Here is an 18750-nt window from a genome sequence, read left to right on the forward strand (position 1 = left end):
GCCGCCACGCACCCGGGGCGGCCCCGTCACCGGCTCGCCAGCAGCTTGCCGGCCTGGAAAGGAACGCCACGTGACCGTACCCCTCTCCGTCCTCGACCTCGCGCCGGTGGTGTCCGGCGGCGACGCCCGCGACGCCCTGCGGCGCACGCTCGACCTCGCCCAGCACGCCGAGCGATTCGGCTACCACCGCTACTGGGTGGCCGAACACCACCTGACTCCGGGGGTGGCCAGTTCGCAGCCCGCCCTGCTGCTCGGCCAGCTCGCCACGGTCACCGAACGGATCCGGCTCGGCTCCGGAGCGGTGCTGGCCGGCCTGCAGACGCCGCTGGCGATCGTGGAACAGTTCGGGATGCTCGACGCTCTGTACCCGGGCCGGTTCGACCTGGGCCTGGGCCGCTGGGCGCAGCGTCCTGGCGCGGCATTCACCACGGTGACGGGCGAGAGCCCGGGCGAGCCACACGAGGTCGACGGGCTGCTGATCCCGCGGCATGTCCCGTTCACGGTCCCGCCGCAGCGCCTGGAGCTGCTGCGCCGCCTGCTGAAGCAACCCGGCGCGAACGCTGACGACCTGGGCACCATGCTGGACGACATCGACACCCTCCTGACCGGACCGTACGCGGACGCGCACGGCAACGAGGCCCGGGTGATCCCCGGCGAGGGCGCCGACCTGCAGGTCTGGGTCCTCGGGAGCAGTGGCGGCGAGAGCGCGCAGGTGGCGGGCGAGCGCGGGCTGCCGTTCACCGCCAACTACCACGCCTTCCCCGCCAAGGTGCTCGAGGCGGCAACCGCCTACCGCGCCGCGTTCCGGCCGTCCAAGACGCTCGCCGAGCCGTGGCTGATGGTGTCGGCCGATGTGGTCGTGGCCGAGGACGACGCCACGGCGCAACGGCTCGCGGCGCCGTACGGGGTCTGGGTGCGCAGCATCCGGGCCGGTGGCGGCGCCATCGCGTACCCGAGCCCGGAGGAAGCGCTCGCACACCCGTGGACCGACGCTGACCGCGAGCTGGTCGCCGACCGGGTCGACACCCAGTTCGTAGGCACCCCGGCGGCCGTCGCCGAGCGGCTGGCCACCCTGCGACGGGTCACCGGCGCCGACGAACTGCTGGTCACCACGATCACGCACGATCACGCCGACCGTGTACGGTCCTTCCGGCTGCTCGCCGAGCACTGGGCCGGCTGATCCACGGCATCTTCGAACGGTTCCACTCCATGCCGATCGCCCGGTCATCCGTGCTGTCGCGGCGTCGCGCGCGAGCGGCTTGGCGATGTCGACGTAGTGCAGCCGCCGCGCGCTGACCCGGGTGCCGGTGACTTTCGGGGAGCCGGCGCGCGGAGGCCCGGCCCGGCCGGGCCGGTGAGCGAGCCGATCCGGGGGTTGCGCGTCTCCGGTATGGAAGGTGCGACGCTCAGCCATCCGCGGGGACCAAGCGGCGCCGCCGAGCCGGAACAGGCCCACCCGAGGTGGCTCCTGCCTGGCACCGACTCGGCGGTGTCAACCTATGGAACCGCCGCGATGGTTGCCTGCTGTCAGTTGGCCGCAGGCGTGAAGGTGTCGCAGGCGGTGCCGCGCTCGGCCTTCTTCACGGTCGTGCCCCTGCACAGCCGCACCTCGGGCTCGAAACCCCCGAACAGCAGGACGGAGGTGGTTGTGAAGTTGGTCTTGCCTTTGCCGCAGAGGCTGCCGAACGTGCGCCACTCGATGCCGTCGGTGGGACCGTTGTAGGCGACCTGCACGACGCCGCAGGCGTTGGCGGAGTTGACGGCCAGCGTGCCGCTGATGCGGATCGGAGGAACCGGCCGCTCCGGAATGCTCATCATGCGGTCGTAGGTGCCGTATGCGGACACGCTCGCGGTGGACAGCTCGAACGTGTTGTCGAGGGCAGCGGCGGCGGGCGCGGCGGTAACCCCGACGGTGAAACCGGCCATCGCGACGATGCCGAGAGTGCGTACGGCGAGAGACTTCATCGGTCGTTCCTTCGTGTTATCCCCGCCGGTCGGGCAGGGGGTGGATGGTGCTCCTTGCCGTCAGGGAAGCGTCCTCGGCGCAGACCTGTGGCAGGACCACGGGCCGGACACCATTGAGGATGCTTGCAGTGAGTTGTGCCCACTTGACGGCGCGTCATGATCAGACGACATCGCTGTGTGACGGTCAAGTTGAAGCGCGGGCGACAGAGCGGTGGGCGGCCACTGGCGCTGCGCAAGGCGCAGCTCACGGGGTTGACGTGCCCTCAGTAGTCACGCGGCGTGTGAGATCATTCACTCTCCGCGCTTCGTGGGTAGTCGTAGCGGCGGACCAGGCGCCGGAGCCGGGTGGTCCAATACCTAACCTGATCTTGCACCATCCGACCCTTCCGGCTTTGGAGCGCCTCGATGCAACTAGATCTGTCCACTGTGACTCTCGGCTCAGGCCTATCGAACTCTCCCGAGCAGGGCATCTTCCTGCTGCGTGCGGTCGCCTTGTACGCGGGCGAGGACCCCGCGGGCGATCCGGCCTGTGTGTCGCCGACGCTGTGCATGGTCGGCCGCTGGCTGAGCTGGGCGCTGCCGGCGGAGGCTCGCCAGGAGCTGAAGCCGTTGATTCCCCGCCTGGTGGGTACGGCCGGTGACGGTCTGGACGAGGCACGCTCGTACTTGGCGCTGGATTGGGTGATCCGCACCCACGTCCCAGCGTGGCTGGACCTCGCCGGGTTGCCGGCGCCGGCTCGGTCACTGCGCGAGCTGCGGCCGATCACGCACCTGATGGCCGCGGAGCAGGCGGCGCCGTTGGTAGAGAAGGCGTGGGAGTCAGCGCGCGCCGCGGCCGATGCGACTGCGGACGCTGCCGAAGTCGTTGTTGGTGCCGATGTTGTGAATGCCGTTACCGAATCCGTGTGGGAGGCCAGCGAACAGGCCATTCGCCTGACCATCGGGGACGTCGACCAAGACGTCGAGGAAGCCGTTGGGGAGGCCGCCTGGCAAGCGGCTTCCGGCGGCGTCGCGAGAGGCGCGGCCATGCAGGCCGCATGGGCCGTCGGCTGGGCCGCCTTTGCGCGCGCTGCCAAGTCCGCGGCGAGCACCACCCCCAGGGCCGCGGCGAGATCGGCCTTTCCCGGCGCGCGCGGCGCCCTGCGGCCCACCGAGCATCACCTCCAAGCCTCCGCCATCGCGCTCTACCGCCGCATGGTGAGCCCCGGCGACGTCTGAAGGCGCGTTGACGGCTCGTTCGCCCGAAGAGACTCCCGCCGGCCAGTGTGCCTCTACGCGCGGTCCGGTGAGGGTCCCGCACCGCCGCCGGCCAAAGATCCGCTGACCGGTTGGCGCGCCTGACCTGATCGTCCGCGCGGACGTCCGTCCACTCGCGCGCGTCTGCGCATATCAGCGCGCGGACCGACGAGCGGACGGACGTCAACAAGTATCCGACGGCGGGTCGACTTCGGCCAAGGGCTGACTCAGGGACCGTTGAGGTAGTGGCGGCGGTAACTGCTCTCGGGTGGACCGAAGGCCAGTCCGTTCTCATCCAGCGCGTTGAAGATCGTGAGCCAGGCCGGCGCGAGGTCCAAACCGATCGCGACGCTGCCGTTCGCCATGTCGTCGTACCCGCCGGCCCATTCGAGCAGCTCGACACGTTGCAGCGTTCGACCGGCCAGTTCGGCCAGTTGCCGCGTGGGCTCCGGGCGCCAGGCGAGATTGAAGCGACAATCCTCGTCGGCGGGATCCTCGATCGCGCGGGCCGGGTCGACGGTGTTCCACGTAATGCAGAGATCGTCGAACTTCTGATGATCGATTCCAACCCGATCATCACCGAAGTCCAGCAGGACCGGGGCATCCGCAAACCACTCGTCGTCATCGAGGTCCCAGACCAGCCAGACATGCCGAAGAATGCGACCCGCCAAGCGCGCGAGACGCCGGCCGTGGACAGCCGTGATGCTGTCCCGGCCGTTGAGCCAGTGCGGCTCGTAGTCCTGAATTCCGAAGCGCGCCATGATCCGATTCTGTCGAAGACCCCAGGAGCACACACCCAGATTTCCGCACCCACGATGAAAGGAGGTACCTACAAGCCAGGCCTGAAGACACTGAAGGCCGAATGTGTGTCCGAGGCGTGACACGAGGGCCCCCGCGCTGCCGAGGCCCTCGTTCGTCGCGGGGTCAGATGCGGCCGGCGCCCGCGCCGGCGGTGACGATGGACTTCACCGACGATGCCGGGTCGAGTTGGTACGAGTACGGGATCGAGGCGACCGAGCCCGCGCTCTGCGGCGTACCCGATCCGACGAAGTAGTTGTTGCGCTGCACCAGGGTTCCCGGGTCGGAGTCGGCGTAGCCGACGAGCGTCGGCTCGTCCACGCCCTCGAAGTAGTTGCCCTCGACCAGCACGCCCGCGTTCATCGTGGAGGCGACGCCGTATTCGTTGTTGTAGTAGTAGTTGCTGAAGACGTGCACCGGGTTGCCGAAGCGGACCCGCGGGTGCCGCGTGCCCGAGCCGTCGAACCAGTTGTGGTGGTAGCTGACCCGCAGGTGGCCGACGTCCTGGCTCGCGTTGTCGTCGCTGTGGCCCAGCAGCATGGACTTGTCGTGGCCGAAGATGCGGTTCCAGGACACCGTCACGAAGTCGGAGCCGCGCTTGATGTCGACCGCGCCGTCGTAGCCGTTGGTGAAGCTGTTGTGGTCGACCCAGACGTTGGTCGCCGAGGTCTCGACGTTTATCGCGTCGTCGTCCCAGTCGCGGAACGTCAGGTTGCGCACGATGACGTTGCGGTCGCCGCTGATGGTCAGCCCGCAGCCGACGATGGCGGCGCCCGAGTTGCCGATGATGGTCTTGTTCGACCGGGTTCGCAGCATGCCGGAGCAGGAGATCGTGCCGGAGACCCGGATGACCGCGGCCGAGGTGGAGCCGAGCGCGCTGGTCAGCGCCGACGCGGTGGTCACGGTGGTGGCCGCAGCGCTGCCGCCGCCGGTGGTGCCGCCGTTCTGGGTGGCCCAGCCGACGAGGCCGGTCTGCGGCGGGGACGTCGGTCCGGTGGTCGGCGGGGTGGTCGGCGGGGTCGTCGGTGACGTGGTCGGCGGCGTCGTCGGTGTCGAACCGACCGTGTCGACGCTGACGTCGTCAAAGCGCGCCGAGGCGTACGCGGTGACCAGCACGATCCGGCCCGCGCCGTACGCGGAGTTGGAGCCGGCGGCGATCTGGCTGCCGTTGACGAAGCCCTTGATGGTGCTGCCGCTCGCCTCGATGCGCAGGGTGTACCACGACCCGGTGTTCACCGTCAGCGCCACCGAGCCGATCACCGTGATCGAGCTGCCGTCGACGGCCTGCAATTCGGCGCGGCCGGCGTTGGTGAGCGCGAGCCGGTACATCTTCGACGCGCTGGTCGACCGGGCGCCGATGGCGACCAGCCGGTTGCTGCCGTTGAATGCCAGCGGCTTGACCCGCGCCTGCACCTGATAGTCGGACCAGCCGGTGTCGCCGGCGAACTGGCGGGCCAGCTCGCTGCCGGTGTTGGCCTGTTGGAAGGTGGCGGAGCCGTCGGTGACCGTCGACCAGTCGCCGCCGGACTTCGACCAGGAGCCGGTTCCGCCGCTGAAATCGTCGCTGAACAGGGTCGCCGCGCGGGCGGTGCCCGCCAGTCCGATGGTCAGGGCGAGGGCGAGCAGGCCGGCCCCGGTGGCCGCCGCCGTCCTCGCCAGGTGCTTCCGCTGCATGATTCCTCCGTGGGGAGACGGGTCTGTTCACTTCCCCCACGGTCCCATTCACATCCATTACATTCAATGTTTTGAATATGCAGAAATGTTGCACACGAGAATGGCAAGAACGTATCCTCACGGCCGGTAAATGGCCGAGTGATGCACTTCGGTCCGCTTTTCGCGGCGGCGGCTACTCCGTTGTTTGCAATAGACTTTCCGTGTACGCGGGCACCGCCCAGGCGACACCCGACTCGGCGGGCAGTCTCATCATCTCCGCGGCCTCGCGCAGCACCGCGTTGATGCCGCCGATGACCCGTACCCGCCCCGGCGGCGCACCGACCGAGGCGACGTGCGCGTCATCGATCAGGTGCGGCGCGGGCACCCCCGCGCCGGTCAGCGCCTGCACCACGGTGGTGAAGTCCGCCGTGCGCGAGAGCGGTGCCACCAGCGGGGTGCCGGCCGGATCCCGGCGGTGGGCGATCAGGTTCTCGAGCAGGTCGACGCGGCCGGACGGCGCGGCCGGGCCGGGCATGACGAGCCGGTCGGTCGGATACTCCAGCACCGCGCGCCCGGCCGCACCGGTGACCAGGACCTCGCCCGGGATGAAGTCCTCCCCCGCGAGCGTGACCGCGGCCATCAGCCGCAGGCCGCCGCGGAAGGTGAGCCGGGCGAAGGCGGTGTCGTCGACCTCGATGTCCCGGGTCCGGTAGCGCTCGGCCTCCAGCAGCACCGGCTCCCCCGCGCCCGCCGCGGCGGCGACGGCCAGGCTCTGCATCACCGCGTGCGCGAGCGGGTTGACCAGGGCGCCGTCGAGCACCGGGCGGCCGTCGACGGTGCGCCGGCCCGACCATGGGGCACGGGCGTAGTACGCGTCGTCGCGCCGCCAGGAGGCCACCGTCGCGACGGCGCCGACCGTGCCGAGCACACCGGCGGCGACCGCGTCGAAGAGGTGCCGCGCGGCGAGCGAGCCGAGCGCCTGGAACCCGACCTGACAGGACCGGCCGGCCTCCGCCGCCGCGGCCGCCAGGATCGCGTGCGCCGCCCGGGTGGGCACCGGCGGCTTCTCCAGCAGCAGGTCGCAGCCGGCGTCGAGGGCGTCGAGGGCGACCTCCAGGTGGGTGTGCGGCGGGGTGCAGATCACCACGATGTCGGGCCGGGCCGCCGCGAGCAGCTCGCGATGGCCCGGGAAGACCGCCACGCCGGGCGGCACGTCGCCGATCGGCTTGACGTCCGCCAGCGCGACCAGCCGCAGCACCCCGCCGTCCTCGAGCTCGGCGATCCGCCGCCGATGGGTACGGCCGTGCCCGTTGGCGCCGACAAGCGCCACCCGGACGGTCACGAAGCACCGGCCAGCGTCGCCTCGACGCCGTGGCGGTCGAGGGCGGTCAGCCAGTCGAGCACGAGCGCGCGGACCGTCTCGTCGGCGGCCAGCTCGGCCGGGAAGACCGCGTCGAGACCGAACAGCGCCTCGACGGCGCCCCGCGGTGTCGACGGCGCCGCCGCCAGCCGGTCCCGGATCTCGGCGGCGAGCGGATCGTCGAGCGGCAGGGCCCGCCCGTCGTCCGTGCGGCCCTGGACGAACCGTATCCAGCCGGCGACCACGAGCGCGCCCCAGCGCGGCGACGCGCCGGCCGCTCGCCGGTCCACGATGGTGTGCAGCACCCGCTGCGGCAGCTTCTGGGAGCCGTCCATCGCCACCTGCCGGGTCGCGTGCGCGATGGCCGGGTTCGCGAAGCGGTCGAGCACCGACGCGCCGTAGCCGACGACCGAGACCCCCGGCGGCGGCTCGAAGCTGCCGGCGACGTCCTCGGCCACGAAGCGCTCCAGGGCCGAACGCATCCCCGGTATCTCCAGCGCGGCGGCGATGGTCTCGCGCCCGGCCACCGCGCCGAGGTACGCCAGCGCCGAGTGCACGCCGTTGAGCGAGCGCAGCTTCAGCCGTTCCCACGGTCCCGCGTCCGCCGCGAGCACCGCGCCGGCCTTCTCCCACGCCGGCCGGCCGCCGGGAAAGCGGTCCTCGATCACCCACTGCCGGTACGGCTCCCCGTGCACCGCGGCCAGGTCGCGCGCGCCGAGCGCGGCCTGCGCGACCGCGAGCGTGGCCGGCGTGCTCGCGGGCACGATCCGGTCGACCATGGTGCCGGGGAACGTGACGCTCTCGCGCAGCCAGTCGCCGAAGCCGCCGGTGGCGCCCGGCACCAGCACCCGGGCCTGCTCGACCATCCCGTGCAGCCGGCGCCCGTTCGAGGCGAAGTTGTCGCAGCTCACCACGGCGAGCGGGCCCGCGTCGGCGCGGTAGCGGGCGAGCAGGCCACGGACCAGCAGCCCGGGGATGGTGACCGGCGGCCCCGCGGTGGCGAGGTCGGTCAGCAGCACCCGGTCCACCGCCAGCTCGCCGGTCACCGGGTCGAGCCGGTGGCCCTTCTCGGTGACGGTCAGCGTCACCACCCGGATGGCCGGGTCGGCGAGCAGCGCGACGACGCCGCCCGGGTCGGCCGCGGCGTGCCGGACCCCGGCCAGGGCGCCGATCACCCGGGTACGCGGGCCGGCGCCGGACAGGCTCGTCACGCTGAACAGCCGGTCCTGCGCCAGCAGGTCGGCGACGACGGCGCCCGAGCGCGGCGAGACGCCGACGATGCCCCAGTCGCCGCCGGCCGCGGCGACGGCCTCCTCGGTGTACACGGCCTGGTGCGCCCGGTGGAACGCGCCGAGGCCGAGGTGGACGATCCCCGCCGGCACCGAGCCGGGACGCAGCAGCGGGCGGCTCTGCTCCGGCAGCCGGCTCAGCGTGCCCAGCCCGAGCAGCGGCGCGGTGGTCACCGCCATGCCGGACCGCCGGGGAAGGAGAACTCGGCGATGGACGCGGGGCGCATGGTGGCGCTGTAGCCGGGCCGCTCCGGCAGCAGGTAGCGGCCGCCCCTGGTGCGTACCGGATCCTCGAAGTGCTCGTGCAGGTGATCCACGTACTCGACCATCCGGCCGTCCAGGGAGGTGCCGACCCGCAGGTAGTCGAAGACCGCCAGGTGCTGCACCAGCTCGCAGAGCCCGACCCCGCCGGCGTGCGGGCAGACCGGCACGCCGAACTTGGCGGCCAGCAGCAGCTCGGCGAGCACCTCGTTGACCCCCGCGACGCGGCAGGCGTCGACCTGCATGACGCCGATCGCACCGGCCTGCAGCAGCTGTTTGAAGATCACCCGGTTCGCGGCGGCCTCGCCGGTCGCCACCCGGCAGCGCCCGCCGGTGAGCCCGGCGACCGCCCGGTTGATCCGCGCATGGCCGAGGACGTCGTCGGCGTGGGTGGGCTCCTCGATCCAGTACGGGTCCAGCGCGGCGAGCCGGGCCATCGCCCCGATCGCCTCGTCGACGTCCCACACCTGGTTGCCGTCCATCATCAGCAGCGCGTCCGGGCCGATCTCCGCCCGGATGATGCCGGCCCGGCGCACGTCGTCCTCGATGTCGCCGCCGACCTTCATCTTCATCGCCCGCCAGCCCTGCGCGTACGCCGCCCGGGCCAGGCCGCGGACCTTGTCGTCCGGGTAGCCGAGCCACCCCACCGAGGTCGTGTACGACGGGAATCCGTCGCGGTCCAGCTCGGCCAGCCGCTCCGCCATGCCGGCCCGGCCCTTGTCCAGGATCTCGGTGGCCTCGGCGGGCGTGAGCGCGTCGCTGATGTGGTGGAAGTCGACACAGGCGACCAGCTCCCCGGTCGGCATCTCGGCGAGCAGCCTCCACAGCGGCACGCCCGCGGACTTCGCCCGCAGGTCCCAGACCGCGTTGACCAGCGCGCCGGTCGCCATCGCGATGACGCCCTTCTCCGGCCCGAGCCAGCGCAGCTGCCCGTCGGCGGTCAGGCTCCGGACGAATCCCGCCGGGTCCTCGAACAGCTCGGCCAGGCTCCGTCCCGTGACGTGGCGCGCGAGGGCACGGACGGCGGCGCAGGTGATCTCGTTGCCGCGCCCGTTGGTGAACGTGAACCCGGCGCCGACGTGCGCGGTGCCGGTGTGCAGCTCGACGTAGGTGGCGGAGTAGTCGCCGCGGTTGATCGCGTCGGAGCCGTCGCCGGCCGCGGCGGTCGGGAAGCGTACGTCGTGAACGTCGACCGATTCGATAGTGGTCACAGGCGGAACACCTTCTTCGGCAGGTGGTAGGCGAGGTCGGCGATGGTCTCGGCGGCCTCGTCGAGCGGGAGCCGGCCCTCGGCGACGAGCCGGGCGAGGTAGGCCGCGTCGGCGCGGCGGGCCACCTCGTGGCGTACCGGGATGGAGCAGAACGCCCGGGTGTCGTCGGCGAAGCCGGCGGTGTTGTAGAAGCCGGCGGTCTCGGTGACCGCGTCGCGGTAGCGCCGCAGGCCGTCCGGGGAGTCGAGGAACCACCACGGCGCGCCGAGGTACAGCGCGGCGTAGCCCCCGGCGAGCGGCGCGAGTTCCCGGGTGAACACGTCCTCGTCGAGCGTGTACAGCACCACCCGCAGCCGCGGGTCGTTGCCGTACGCCTCCAGCAGCGGGGCGAGGGCGTGCACGTAGTCGGTCGCCTGCGGGATGTCGCCGCCGACGTCGCGGCCGTGCACGGCGTGCAGGCTCCGGTTGTGGTTGCGGACCGCGCCGGGGTGCAGTTGCAGCACCATCCCGTCCTCGATCGACATCCGGGCGAACTCGATGAGCATGTGCCCGCGGAACGCCTCGGCGTCGGCGGCCGACGCGCGTCCGCGCAGGCCCCGCTCGAAGAGCCGCGCCGCCTCGGCCGAGGTCAGCAGGACGGTGTGCGCGGTCGGGTGGCCGTGGTCGGACGAGGTGGCGCCGGCGGCCTGGAACGCCTGCCGGCGCGACCACAGCGCGGCGAGGTATCCCCGGTAGGTGGCGGTGTCCTCCCCGGTGATCTCGCCGAGCCGGGACACCGACGACGACCATCCGTCGAACTCCATGTCGACCACGTCGTCGGGGCGGAACGTGGTGATGACCCGGCCACCGGGCCCGCCCCAGCCGTCGGCCGCCAGCTTGGCGTGCCGGCTGAGGTCGTCCAGCGGCGACTCGGTGGTGGCCAGGACCTCGATGCCGAAGCGCTCGAACAGCGCGCGGGGCCGGAACGCGGGCTCGGCGAGGCGCTCCGCGACGGTGTCGTAGATCCGGTCGGCGGTGTCCGGGCCGAGCCGGGTATCGACGCCGAAGACGGTGGACAGCGTGCGTTCCAGCCAGAGCCGCGACGGCGTGCCGCGGAACAGGTACCAGTTCATGGCGAGCAGCCGCCAGATCGCCCGCGGGTCCTGTTCGACGGCGATGCCGGTGCGGCTGGGCACGCCGAGGCGGGCGAGCGGGATGCCCTGGCTCAGCAGCATCCGGGTGACGTAGTGGTCGGGGACCACGAGCAGGCGGGCCGGGTCCACGAACGGCTCGTCGCCGGCGAGCAGGCCGGGGTCGACGTGGCCGTGCGGGGAGATCAGCGGCAGGTCCCGGGCGAGCGCGTACAGCTCCCGGGCGATGTCTCGCTGCCGGGGTTCGGCCGCGAACAGCAGGTCGGACATGGGTTCCTCAGATCGGCAGCGGGTCAGGGCAGGTCGAGCAGGTCCGCGACGCGGACCGGGGCTCCGGTCTCGAGACAGCGGTTGGCGGCGAGGCCGGTGAGCAGCGCGAGGGTGCCGTCGCGCGCGGTGGCGGAGCGGTGCAACGGATCCTCGGCGGCGCCGAACAGGACGGCGGTCATCCGGGCGTCCGCGCCGCCGTGTCCGCCCCGGGTGTACGCCGCGGGCGGCGGCACCTCGCGCGGCGGCGCCCAGAACGGCCGGACGGTCAGCGTGGCCCGGCCGTGCTCGACGGCCTCGGTCACGCCGTGCAGCGCGGCGCCCTTGACCTCGCGCGCCCCGGCGGGGCTGACGTGGTCGCTCTCCATCACCTCGAGCTCGAGCCGGCCCTTGCTGCCGTTGAACATGACCCGGTAGCCCTCCCAGGGCGCGTACGCCGTCAGGTGGTAGGTCATCGTCGCGCCGGAGTCGTAGCGCACCAGCACCGCCAGATCGTCCTCGATCGTGACGCCGGGGGCGAAGACGTTCACGTCGCGCCGATAGCCGTCGTCGGCCTCGGCGTCCAGGTAGAGCTCCCGCAGCCGGGGGTTGTCCCGCAGGCTCAGCGCGAACGGATCGCCCTGCGCGGCCGGATCGCCGTGCGCGCGCGGGTAGTCGCGGGCGTAGCCGTGCCGGCGCCCGCTCTCTCCGTAGAAGAAGAGCCGGCCGGCGGCGTACACCTGCGCGGGCGCGGCGCCGAGCCACCAGTTGACCAGGTCGAAGTGGTGTCCCGACTTGTGCACCAGCAGCCCGCCGGAGTTGGCCTTCTCGCGGTGCCAGCGCCGGAAGTAGTCGGCGCCATGCCGCACGTCGAGCAGCCATTCGAAGTGGACCGAGCCGATCTCGCCGATCTCGCCGGCGGCAAGCACCTCATGGACGGCCTCGTGCAGCGGGTTGAAGCGGTAGTTGAAGGCGACCGACACCCGCCGGCCGGTCCGCTCGACCGCGTCGAGGATGCGCCGGCAGCCGTCGACGTCCACGGTCATCGGCTTCTCGGTGATCACGTCGCAGCCGGCGTCGAGCGCGGCGACCACGTAGTCGGCGTGCGTGCGGTCGACGCTGGTGACCAGCACCTCGTCGACGCGTTCCGCGCTCAGCATCGCCGCGAACCCGGCCGGCGCGCAGGTCGGCACCGGCCTGGCGCCGAGCTCGGTCAGCCAGCGGTTGTGTGCCGCCATCCGGGTGGGGTTGACGTCGGCGAGACCGACCAGTTCGGCCGTGCCGGCGTGGTCGAGCACGCACGCCCGCACGAACATCTCCGCTCGGGCGCCGGCTCCGACCAACGCGTAGCGCCGTCGTTCGTCCACAGTGCCTCACCTCCTGCAAACGTTTGCAGCAGAACTAAACACGTCGATGCCCCGCCGTCAAGAAATCCGCACCGATTCATAGCTATATATCCGTGTTAGCGCCGTTCGAGGGCGCGTTCAATGCGGACAGTGGACACGAAGCCGCAATAAATGACCGTTGACAGAGCTACAACCGTTTGCATTAATTGGCCACCAGAGTGACCCCGAACACAGCCACATCCATCGAGGGAAGGGCCGGCGTGCCAGCCACGATTCGCGACGTCGCACGGGAGTCCGGAGTGCACATCTCCACGGTCTCCCGGACGTTCTCGGCGCCGCACCTGGTCAACCCCGAGACCCGCAACCGCGTGCTGGCCTGCGCCGAACAGCTCGGCTACCGGCCCAACCGGGCGGCCCGGGCGCTGATCACCGGCCGCACGTACAACGTCGGCCTGATCGTGGCCGACATCGCCAACCCCTTCTTCCCACCCTTGATCAAGGCCGCGGAGAGCCAGGCGCGGCAACGGGACTACCACATCTTCGTCGCCGACTCCAACGAGGACGCCGCGGTCGAGGAGGACCTCGTCCGGGCCCTCGCCAAGCAGGTCGACGGCATCCTGCTGTGCAGCCCGCGGATGAGCAACAGCCTGATCGAGCTGCTCAGCCGGGAGGTGCCGCTTGTCGTCGTCAACCGGGCGATCGCCGGGCTGCCGACCGTCGTCATGGACGTGGCGCAGGGCGCCCGGCTCGCGGTCGAGCACCTGGCCGGGCTCGGCCACCGCTCGATCGGCCTCATCGCCGGGCCGCGCGGCTCCTGGACCAGCAAGGAGATCCGGCGCTCGGCGGCGACCGCGACCCGGGCCGCCGACGCCGAACTCACCGTCATCGGCCCCAACCCGCCGAACGAGCACGGCGGCGCGGCCACGGCCGAGCAGGTCCTGCGCAGCGGCGTCACCGCCGTGCTCGCCTACAACGACCTCATGGCCATCGGCCTCATCGAGGGCCTGCACGCGCTCCGCGTGCGGGTGCCCGAGGACATCAGCGTCGTCGGCATCGACGACATCGCGCTGAGCCGCCTGATCCACCCCAAGCTGACCACGGTGGCGACACCTGCCGCCGCCGCGGGACGGGCGGCCGTCGACATGCTCCTGGCGCACGGAGACGACCGCCGAACCACCGCACACGCGAGCCTTCAGACCGAACTGGTCATCCGCGACTCGACGGGACCGGGCCCGGATCCGCACAGCCATGCGGATCCGGGCTACGCGGCTGCCGCCGCCCCCGACGCTGTCGCCTCCTACGCCAAGGAGTGAGCGCCATGCACCCCGACAAGACCCCGACGGCGGGCGCGCGAACCGCGCGCGGCCACCGTACCGCGACCAGGCGACGGCTTCTCGCCGCGGCCCTGGTCATACCCCTGGCCCTCGGTGCCGCCGCCTGCGGCGGCGACGACTCGAGCGACTCGAACGGCAAGGTAGAGCTGTCGATCTTCTGGTGGGGCGCCGAGAAGCGCGCCGAGCTGACCGAGAAGGCGCTGGACCTCTACACCTCGAAGCACCCCAACGTCACCTTCAAGAAGACCTGGCAGGCCAACCAGGGCTACTTCGACAAGCTCGCCACGCTCACCGCGGGCGGCAACGCACCCGACATCTTCCAGATCGACGACAACTACATCGCCGAGTACGCGGGCCGCAACGTCACCCTCGACCTCACGCCGTACTCGGGCGACGGCCGCCTCGACCTGTCCAAGTTCCCGCCGGGCCTGCGCGACTACGGCATCGTCGACGGCAAGCTCGCCGGCGTAGCGTTCGGCGAGAACACCCAGGGCCTGGTCTTCGACAAGACCCTGCTGGACAAGAACAAGCTGCCCGCGCCGACGACCGGGATGAGCTGGGCCGACTTCATCACCTGGGCGGAGAACGTCTCCAAGATCGCCAAGGTGCCCGGCACCCAGGACCCGAGCGCCGTCTACCAGGCCCTCTGGGTCTGGCTGCGCCAGCAGGGCAAGGACCTCTACCAGGGCAAGGAGCTCGGCTTCAGCGAGCAGGAGGTCACCGGCTGGTTCGACCTCTGGAAGGGCGCCCGGGGCCGCGGTGCCACGCCGACACCGGACGTCATCCACGAGGGCAACGCCACCGACATCAGCAAGCAGCTGGTGGTCACCGGCAAGGCCGGCACGTCCTGGGTCTGGGCCAACCAGATGCCGGAGCTGAAGAAGAACACCGCGAACGAGCTGGGCGTCATCGCGTACCCCGGCGATCCGAAGGCGCAGTGGGCCCGCGCCTCCATGTACTTCTCGGTGTTCCGCGGCAGCCCGGAGAAGGACACGGCCGTCGACGTGGTGAACTTCCTCGCCAACGACCCCGAGGCCGGCAAGATCCTCGGTACCGACCGGGGCCTGCCGTCCAACCTCGACATCCGCAAGCTCGTCGAGGACAGCACCACCGACCCGAGCATGAAGCAGACCATCGCGGTGCAGAACGAGCTGGGCAAGACCTTCGGGCCCGCTCCGGCCGTACCGCTCAAGGGGCACAGCAAGGTGCGCAGCGAGCTGGTGCGGATCGCCGAGGAGGTCCAGTTCGGCCGGCAGACGCCGGCGCAGGGCGCCGCGGCGTTCGTCGCCGCCGCCAAGGCCGCGATCGGGCAGGGCTGACGGTCGACGTGACCACGGTGCGACCGGCACAGAGCCGACTTCGAACCGTCCCACCGGGCCCTGCCGAACGGCAGGGCCCGCGCGGGCGAAGACACAGCGAGAACCTGCCGGGGTACGTGTTCCTGTCGCCCTGGCTGCTCGGACTGTTCGCGATCACGGCGATCCCGATGCTGCTCTCGCTCTACCTCAGCTTCACCGACTACGACGTGCTCACCCCGCTGTCCGAGGCGAACTGGGTGGGCTGGGCCAACTACGAGCGGATGTTCACCGCCGACCCGTCCTACTGGCACGCGGTCGCCGTCACCTGCACCTTCGCGTTCGTCGCCGTACCGCTGAAGCTGGCCGCCGCGCTCGGGGTGGCGATGCTGCTGAATCGGGGCATCCGGGGCATCGGCGTGTTCCGGGGCCTGTTCTACCTGCCGTCGCTGCTCGGCGGCAGCGTGGCGCTGGCCATCGTCTGGGTGAACATGTTCAACCGCGACGGCGCGTTCAACTCCTTCCTCGGCCTGTTCGGCATCGAGGGCGCGCCCTGGGTCAACGACCCGGCCTGGGCCCTGGAGACCCTGATGCTGCTGGCCATCTGGCAGTTCGGCGCCCCCATGGTGATCTTCCTGGCCGGCCTCAAACAGGTGCCGACGGAGCTGTACGAGGCCGCCGCGGTCGACGGCGCCGGTGCCTGGCGACAGTTCCGCAACGTGACCCTGCCCATGCTCTCCCCCGTGATCTTCTTCAACCTGGTGCTGGAGACGATCAACGGCTTCCAGGGCTTCACGTCCGCCTTCGTCCTCAGCAACGGCACCGGCGGGCCCGTCGACTCGACCCTGATGTACACCCTCGACCTCTACATCAAGGGCTTCGTCGAGCTGGACATGGGCTACGCCTCGGCGATGGCCTGGGTGTTCCTGCTCGCCATCGGCCTGATCACGGTGGTGCTGTTCCGCACCGGCCGGTTCTGGGTCCACTACTCCGACGGCGAGGACCGCTGATGCGTAGCCGGCTGCGCCTGCTCATCCTGATCGCCATCCTGGCGGTCGTGCTCTACCCGCTGCTCTGGATGGTGGGCACCTCGTTCAAGTCGCCGCAGGAGATCGCCAGCAACATCGGGCTGTTCCCGCGCGAGTTCACCCCGGGCAACTTCGCCGCGGGCTGGCAGAAGTTCGACGTCGGCTTCGGCCGCTTCTTCATGAACAGCGCGATGGTCTCCGCGCTGACCGTGGTGGGCAACACGGCGTCCTGCCTGCTGGCCGCGTACGCCTTCGGCCGGCTGAGGTTCCGCGGCCGCAGGTTCTGGTTCGCCATCATGATCGCCACCCTGCTGCTGCCCGGGCATGTGCTGATCATCCCGCAGTACATCCTGTTCCGGACGCTCGGCTGGGTCGGCGGCGACTGGCCGTACCTGCCGCTGCTGGTGCCGCAGTTCCTGGCCACCGAGGCGTTCTTCGTGTTCCTCATCGTGCAGTTCATGCGGGGCATCCCCCGCGAACTGGACGAAGCCGCGAAGATCGACGGCGCCTCGCCGTACTCGATCTTCAAGCACGTCATCCTGCCGCTGAGCCGCCCGGCCCTGGTGACGACGGCGATCTTCTCGTTCATCTGGACCTGGAACGACTTCTTCCGGCAGCTGGTCTACCTGTCCGAGCTGCAGGACTACACGGCGCCGGTGGCGCTGACGCTGTTCATCGACTCGACCAGCGAGAGCTCGGTCGGCCCGATGTTCGCGATGTCGCTGCTGTCGCTGGTCCCGGTGTTCATGTTCTTCGTGGCGTTCCAGCGCATGCTCGTCGAGGGCATCAACACGAGCGGGCTCAAGGGATGAGGCGGGACTGGCGCGACACCGTGCGGGTCGCGACCGACCTGGCGCTGCTCGGCCTGGTCGTGGCGGTCGCGGTGCTCCCGCTGGTCACCGCGGGCGCCGCAATCGCCGCCGGCAGCGCCGCGGTGCACCACCACCTCGAGCACGACCGGTGGCCGCCGGCGCGCCTGAGCTGGGCCGTCTTCCGCCGCGCCCTCGTGCCCGGCCTGCTCGCCGGCCCGGCCTGCGCGGCGGCGGTCGCGCTGGTCATCGTCGATCTCCTGGCCGTACGCGGCGGCGCGGTGCCCGGCGGGACGCCGCTGCTCGTGCTCACGGCCGTGCTGGCCGCGGCCGCCGCCGGGTACGCGGGGCTGACGCTCGTGGCGATCGGCGCCCACCCGGACCGGCCGTGGCGAACCGCCGCCCGGGGCGTGCCGCTGGCCCGGGCCCTGCCGGCGGCCGCCGGGGTGCTCGTGCTCGCCGGCCTCCTCGCCGTCCTGGTGCATCCCGTCCTGGTGCCGGTGCTGGCTGGCTACGCCCTGTTCGCGCTGCACGTGGTCGCCCGCCGGTTCGCGCCGAGATCGTCAGCCCTGTTCGATGTGCAGATGGATCGGTCCTCGTAGGACGGGGCTGCGCCGGTACGGCGGCGGGTCGCTGACCAGCCGGGGCCGGTCCAGGCGGCGCACCAGCTCGCTCAAGGCGATCTGGGCCTCCAGCCGGGCCAGTGGGCCGCCGAAGCACAGGTGGATGCCGCTGCCGAACCCGAGATGCTGGTTGTCCCGGCGATCGGGGTCGAAGCGGTCGGGTTCGTGGAAGCGCTCGGGGTCGCGGCTGCCGGAGGCGAGCATCAGAATGACCTGGGAGCCCTTGGGGATGACGGTGTCGGCGACGGTGATGTCGCTGTACGCCGCGCGCCAGGGAACCATGTGCACGGGCGGCTCGTAGCGCAGCAGCTCCTCGACCAGCGGCACGATCAGGTCCGGCTCATCGCGCAGCCGCTGCAGTGTCTGCGGGTGGCGCAGCAGGGTCAGCATGCCGTTGGCGATGAGGTTGACGGTGGTCTCGTGGCCGGCGATGAGCAGCAGGCGGGCGGTGCTGTTGATCTCATCGTCGGTCATCCGCCCGTCGGGCCCGTCGTCGGTGGCCAGCCGGGACAGCAGGTCGTCACCGGGCCGGCTGTGGCGCTGTTCCACCAGCCCGCCGAGGTACTCCTCGAGATCCTTGCCGGCCTGCATTCCGTTGCTCAGCTTCTCCGGCGGGTCGGTCTCGGCGTTGTAGTCGAGCGAGTCGATGATGGCGTTGACCCAGTGGTGGAATCGCGGCTCGTCCTCGGGCGGGACGCCGAGCAGTCGGCAGATCACGGCAACGGGGAACGGGTACGCGAAGTCGTCGACGATGTCTATCCGGGACCTACCCGCGAAGTCGTCGATGAGGCCGCCGACGACGGCGGACAGCTCGGGTCGCATGCCGTCGACCAGCCCCGGGGTGTGCGGGGGCCCGAAGTGGCGCATGGCCAGGCGCCGCAGGCGGTCGTGTTCGGGCGGGTCGAGTTGGAGGAACGACGGCGTCTCGCGTCCCTCGGCCGCGGGCATCGGCCGGGACAGGTTGCGCGCGTCGGAGCTCAGGTGCGGGTTGTGCAGTATGTCGGCGAGCTCGCGATAGGTGCTGATCACATAGCTGCCGTCCTCCTGCAGGGACACCGGGGTCCTGCGCAGCTCGGCATAGTACGGGTACGGATCGGCCCGGGCGGAGTAGTCGAGGATCCGGCGCATGGTGTCGGGCGCCTCGGTCATGGTCATGCTGGTCTCCT

The 18750-nt window shown here is 71.2% G+C and carries 16 protein-coding genes; 7 read left to right on the forward strand and 9 right to left on the reverse strand.

What is annotated here, in order from left to right; genetic code table 11:
• Positions 1-70: 70 nt before the first annotated feature.
• The gene (locus AB0B58_RS17100; RefSeq protein ID WP_360224287.1) at positions 71-1180 is read left to right on the forward strand and encodes an LLM class flavin-dependent oxidoreductase; all 1110 of its coding nucleotides are present in this window, start codon (positions 71-73) and stop codon (positions 1178-1180) included.
• Positions 1181-1527: 347 nt separating this feature from the next.
• Here AB0B58_RS17100 and AB0B58_RS17105 read toward each other — a convergent pair whose 3' ends face one another.
• Positions 1528-1965 (reverse strand): hypothetical protein, encoded by a 438-nt coding sequence (locus AB0B58_RS17105; RefSeq protein ID WP_360224289.1) that lies wholly within the window; start codon positions 1963-1965, stop codon positions 1528-1530.
• A gap of 405 nt (positions 1966-2370) precedes the next feature.
• Between AB0B58_RS17105 and AB0B58_RS17110 the strand changes: the two genes are divergently transcribed.
• Positions 2371-3183 (forward strand): hypothetical protein, encoded by an 813-nt coding sequence (locus tag AB0B58_RS17110; RefSeq protein WP_360224291.1) that lies wholly within the window; start codon positions 2371-2373, stop codon positions 3181-3183.
• A 245-nt stretch (positions 3184-3428) separates the two neighbouring features.
• On the opposite strand, the gene AB0B58_RS17115 is transcribed toward AB0B58_RS17110, so the two are convergent.
• From AB0B58_RS17115 to AB0B58_RS17145, 7 genes are all read right to left on the reverse strand, one after another.
• Positions 3429-3962, reverse strand: a complete 534-nt coding sequence (locus AB0B58_RS17115) for a hypothetical protein (protein WP_360224293.1) — start codon at positions 3960-3962, stop codon at positions 3429-3431.
• A gap of 163 nt (positions 3963-4125) precedes the next feature.
• Complete coding sequence (locus AB0B58_RS17120; RefSeq protein ID WP_360224295.1) at positions 4126-5673, reverse strand: right-handed parallel beta-helix repeat-containing protein; 1548 nt, start codon at positions 5671-5673, stop codon at positions 4126-4128.
• A gap of 172 nt (positions 5674-5845) precedes the next feature.
• Positions 5846-6994, reverse strand: a complete 1149-nt coding sequence (locus tag AB0B58_RS17125) for a Gfo/Idh/MocA family oxidoreductase (protein ID WP_360224297.1) — start codon at positions 6992-6994, stop codon at positions 5846-5848.
• A complete protein-coding gene (locus AB0B58_RS17130; protein WP_360224299.1) occupies positions 6991-8481 on the reverse strand; it encodes a mannitol dehydrogenase family protein in 1491 nt (496 codons plus the stop codon). Before AB0B58_RS17130 ends, AB0B58_RS17125 begins: the two co-directional genes overlap by 4 nt.
• Complete coding sequence (locus AB0B58_RS17135) at positions 8472-9773, reverse strand: enolase C-terminal domain-like protein (RefSeq protein ID WP_360224301.1); 1302 nt, start codon at positions 9771-9773, stop codon at positions 8472-8474. The genes AB0B58_RS17130 and AB0B58_RS17135 overlap by 10 nt, the downstream gene beginning before the upstream one ends.
• Complete coding sequence (uxaC, locus tag AB0B58_RS17140) at positions 9770-11173, reverse strand: glucuronate isomerase (RefSeq protein ID WP_360224303.1); 1404 nt, start codon at positions 11171-11173, stop codon at positions 9770-9772. The genes AB0B58_RS17135 and uxaC overlap by 4 nt, the downstream gene beginning before the upstream one ends.
• 23 nt (positions 11174-11196) lie before the next feature.
• The gene (locus AB0B58_RS17145; RefSeq protein WP_360224305.1) at positions 11197-12516 is read right to left on the reverse strand and encodes a Gfo/Idh/MocA family oxidoreductase; all 1320 of its coding nucleotides are present in this window, start codon (positions 12514-12516) and stop codon (positions 11197-11199) included.
• A 239-nt stretch (positions 12517-12755) separates the two neighbouring features.
• Between AB0B58_RS17145 and AB0B58_RS17150 the strand changes: the two genes are divergently transcribed.
• From AB0B58_RS17150 to AB0B58_RS17170, 5 genes are all read left to right on the forward strand, one after another.
• A complete protein-coding gene (locus AB0B58_RS17150; RefSeq protein WP_360224307.1) occupies positions 12756-13808 on the forward strand; it encodes a LacI family DNA-binding transcriptional regulator in 1053 nt (350 codons plus the stop codon).
• 5 nt (positions 13809-13813) lie between these two features.
• Positions 13814-15148 (forward strand): ABC transporter substrate-binding protein, encoded by a 1335-nt coding sequence (locus tag AB0B58_RS17155; protein WP_360224309.1) that lies wholly within the window; start codon positions 13814-13816, stop codon positions 15146-15148.
• Between the two features lie 104 nt (positions 15149-15252).
• A complete protein-coding gene (locus AB0B58_RS17160) occupies positions 15253-16134 on the forward strand; it encodes a sugar ABC transporter permease (protein ID WP_360224784.1) in 882 nt (293 codons plus the stop codon).
• Positions 16134-16964, forward strand: coding sequence for a carbohydrate ABC transporter permease (locus AB0B58_RS17165; protein WP_360224311.1), 831 nt, complete (start codon positions 16134-16136; stop codon positions 16962-16964). Before AB0B58_RS17160 ends, AB0B58_RS17165 begins: the two co-directional genes overlap by 1 nt.
• The gene (locus tag AB0B58_RS17170; protein WP_360224313.1) at positions 16961-17563 is read left to right on the forward strand and encodes a hypothetical protein; all 603 of its coding nucleotides are present in this window, start codon (positions 16961-16963) and stop codon (positions 17561-17563) included. The genes AB0B58_RS17165 and AB0B58_RS17170 overlap by 4 nt, the downstream gene beginning before the upstream one ends.
• On the opposite strand, the gene AB0B58_RS17175 is transcribed toward AB0B58_RS17170, so the two are convergent.
• Entirely contained in the window at positions 17525-18739 is a 1215-nt protein-coding gene (locus tag AB0B58_RS17175; protein ID WP_360224315.1) for a cytochrome P450, read from the reverse strand. The two genes, AB0B58_RS17170 and AB0B58_RS17175, sit on opposite strands and share 39 nt — an antisense overlap.
• Positions 18740-18750: the final 11 nt, after the last annotated feature.

Source organism: Actinoplanes sp. NPDC049118 (assembly GCF_040648555.1).
Taxonomy (GTDB): Bacteria; Actinomycetota; Actinomycetes; order Mycobacteriales; family Micromonosporaceae; genus Actinoplanes.

What these genes read in the sequence shown, in the direction of transcription:
- AB0B58_RS17105 (WP_360224289.1), bottom strand. Translation starts at nt 1,965, where the DNA reads ATGAAGTCTCTCGCCGTACGCACTCTCGGCATCGTCGCGATGGCCGGT.
- AB0B58_RS17110 (WP_360224291.1), top strand. Translation starts at nt 2,371, where the DNA reads ATGCAACTAGATCTGTCCACTGTGACTCTCGGCTCAGGCCTATCGAAC.
- AB0B58_RS17115 (WP_360224293.1), bottom strand. Translation starts at nt 3,962, where the DNA reads ATGGCGCGCTTCGGAATTCAGGACTACGAGCCGCACTGGCTCAACGGC.
- AB0B58_RS17120 (WP_360224295.1), bottom strand. Translation starts at nt 5,673, where the DNA reads ATGCAGCGGAAGCACCTGGCGAGGACGGCGGCGGCCACCGGGGCCGGC.
- AB0B58_RS17130 (WP_360224299.1), bottom strand. Translation starts at nt 8,481, where the DNA reads ATGGCGGTGACCACCGCGCCGCTGCTCGGGCTGGGCACGCTGAGCCGG.
- uxaC (WP_360224303.1), bottom strand. Translation starts at nt 11,173, where the DNA reads ATGTCCGACCTGCTGTTCGCGGCCGAACCCCGGCAGCGAGACATCGCC.
- AB0B58_RS17155 (WP_360224309.1), top strand. Translation starts at nt 13,814, where the DNA reads ATGCACCCCGACAAGACCCCGACGGCGGGCGCGCGAACCGCGCGCGGC.
- AB0B58_RS17165 (WP_360224311.1), top strand. Translation starts at nt 16,134, where the DNA reads ATGCGTAGCCGGCTGCGCCTGCTCATCCTGATCGCCATCCTGGCGGTC.
- AB0B58_RS17170 (WP_360224313.1), top strand. Translation starts at nt 16,961, where the DNA reads ATGAGGCGGGACTGGCGCGACACCGTGCGGGTCGCGACCGACCTGGCG.
- AB0B58_RS17175 (WP_360224315.1), bottom strand. Translation starts at nt 18,739, where the DNA reads ATGACCATGACCGAGGCGCCCGACACCATGCGCCGGATCCTCGACTAC.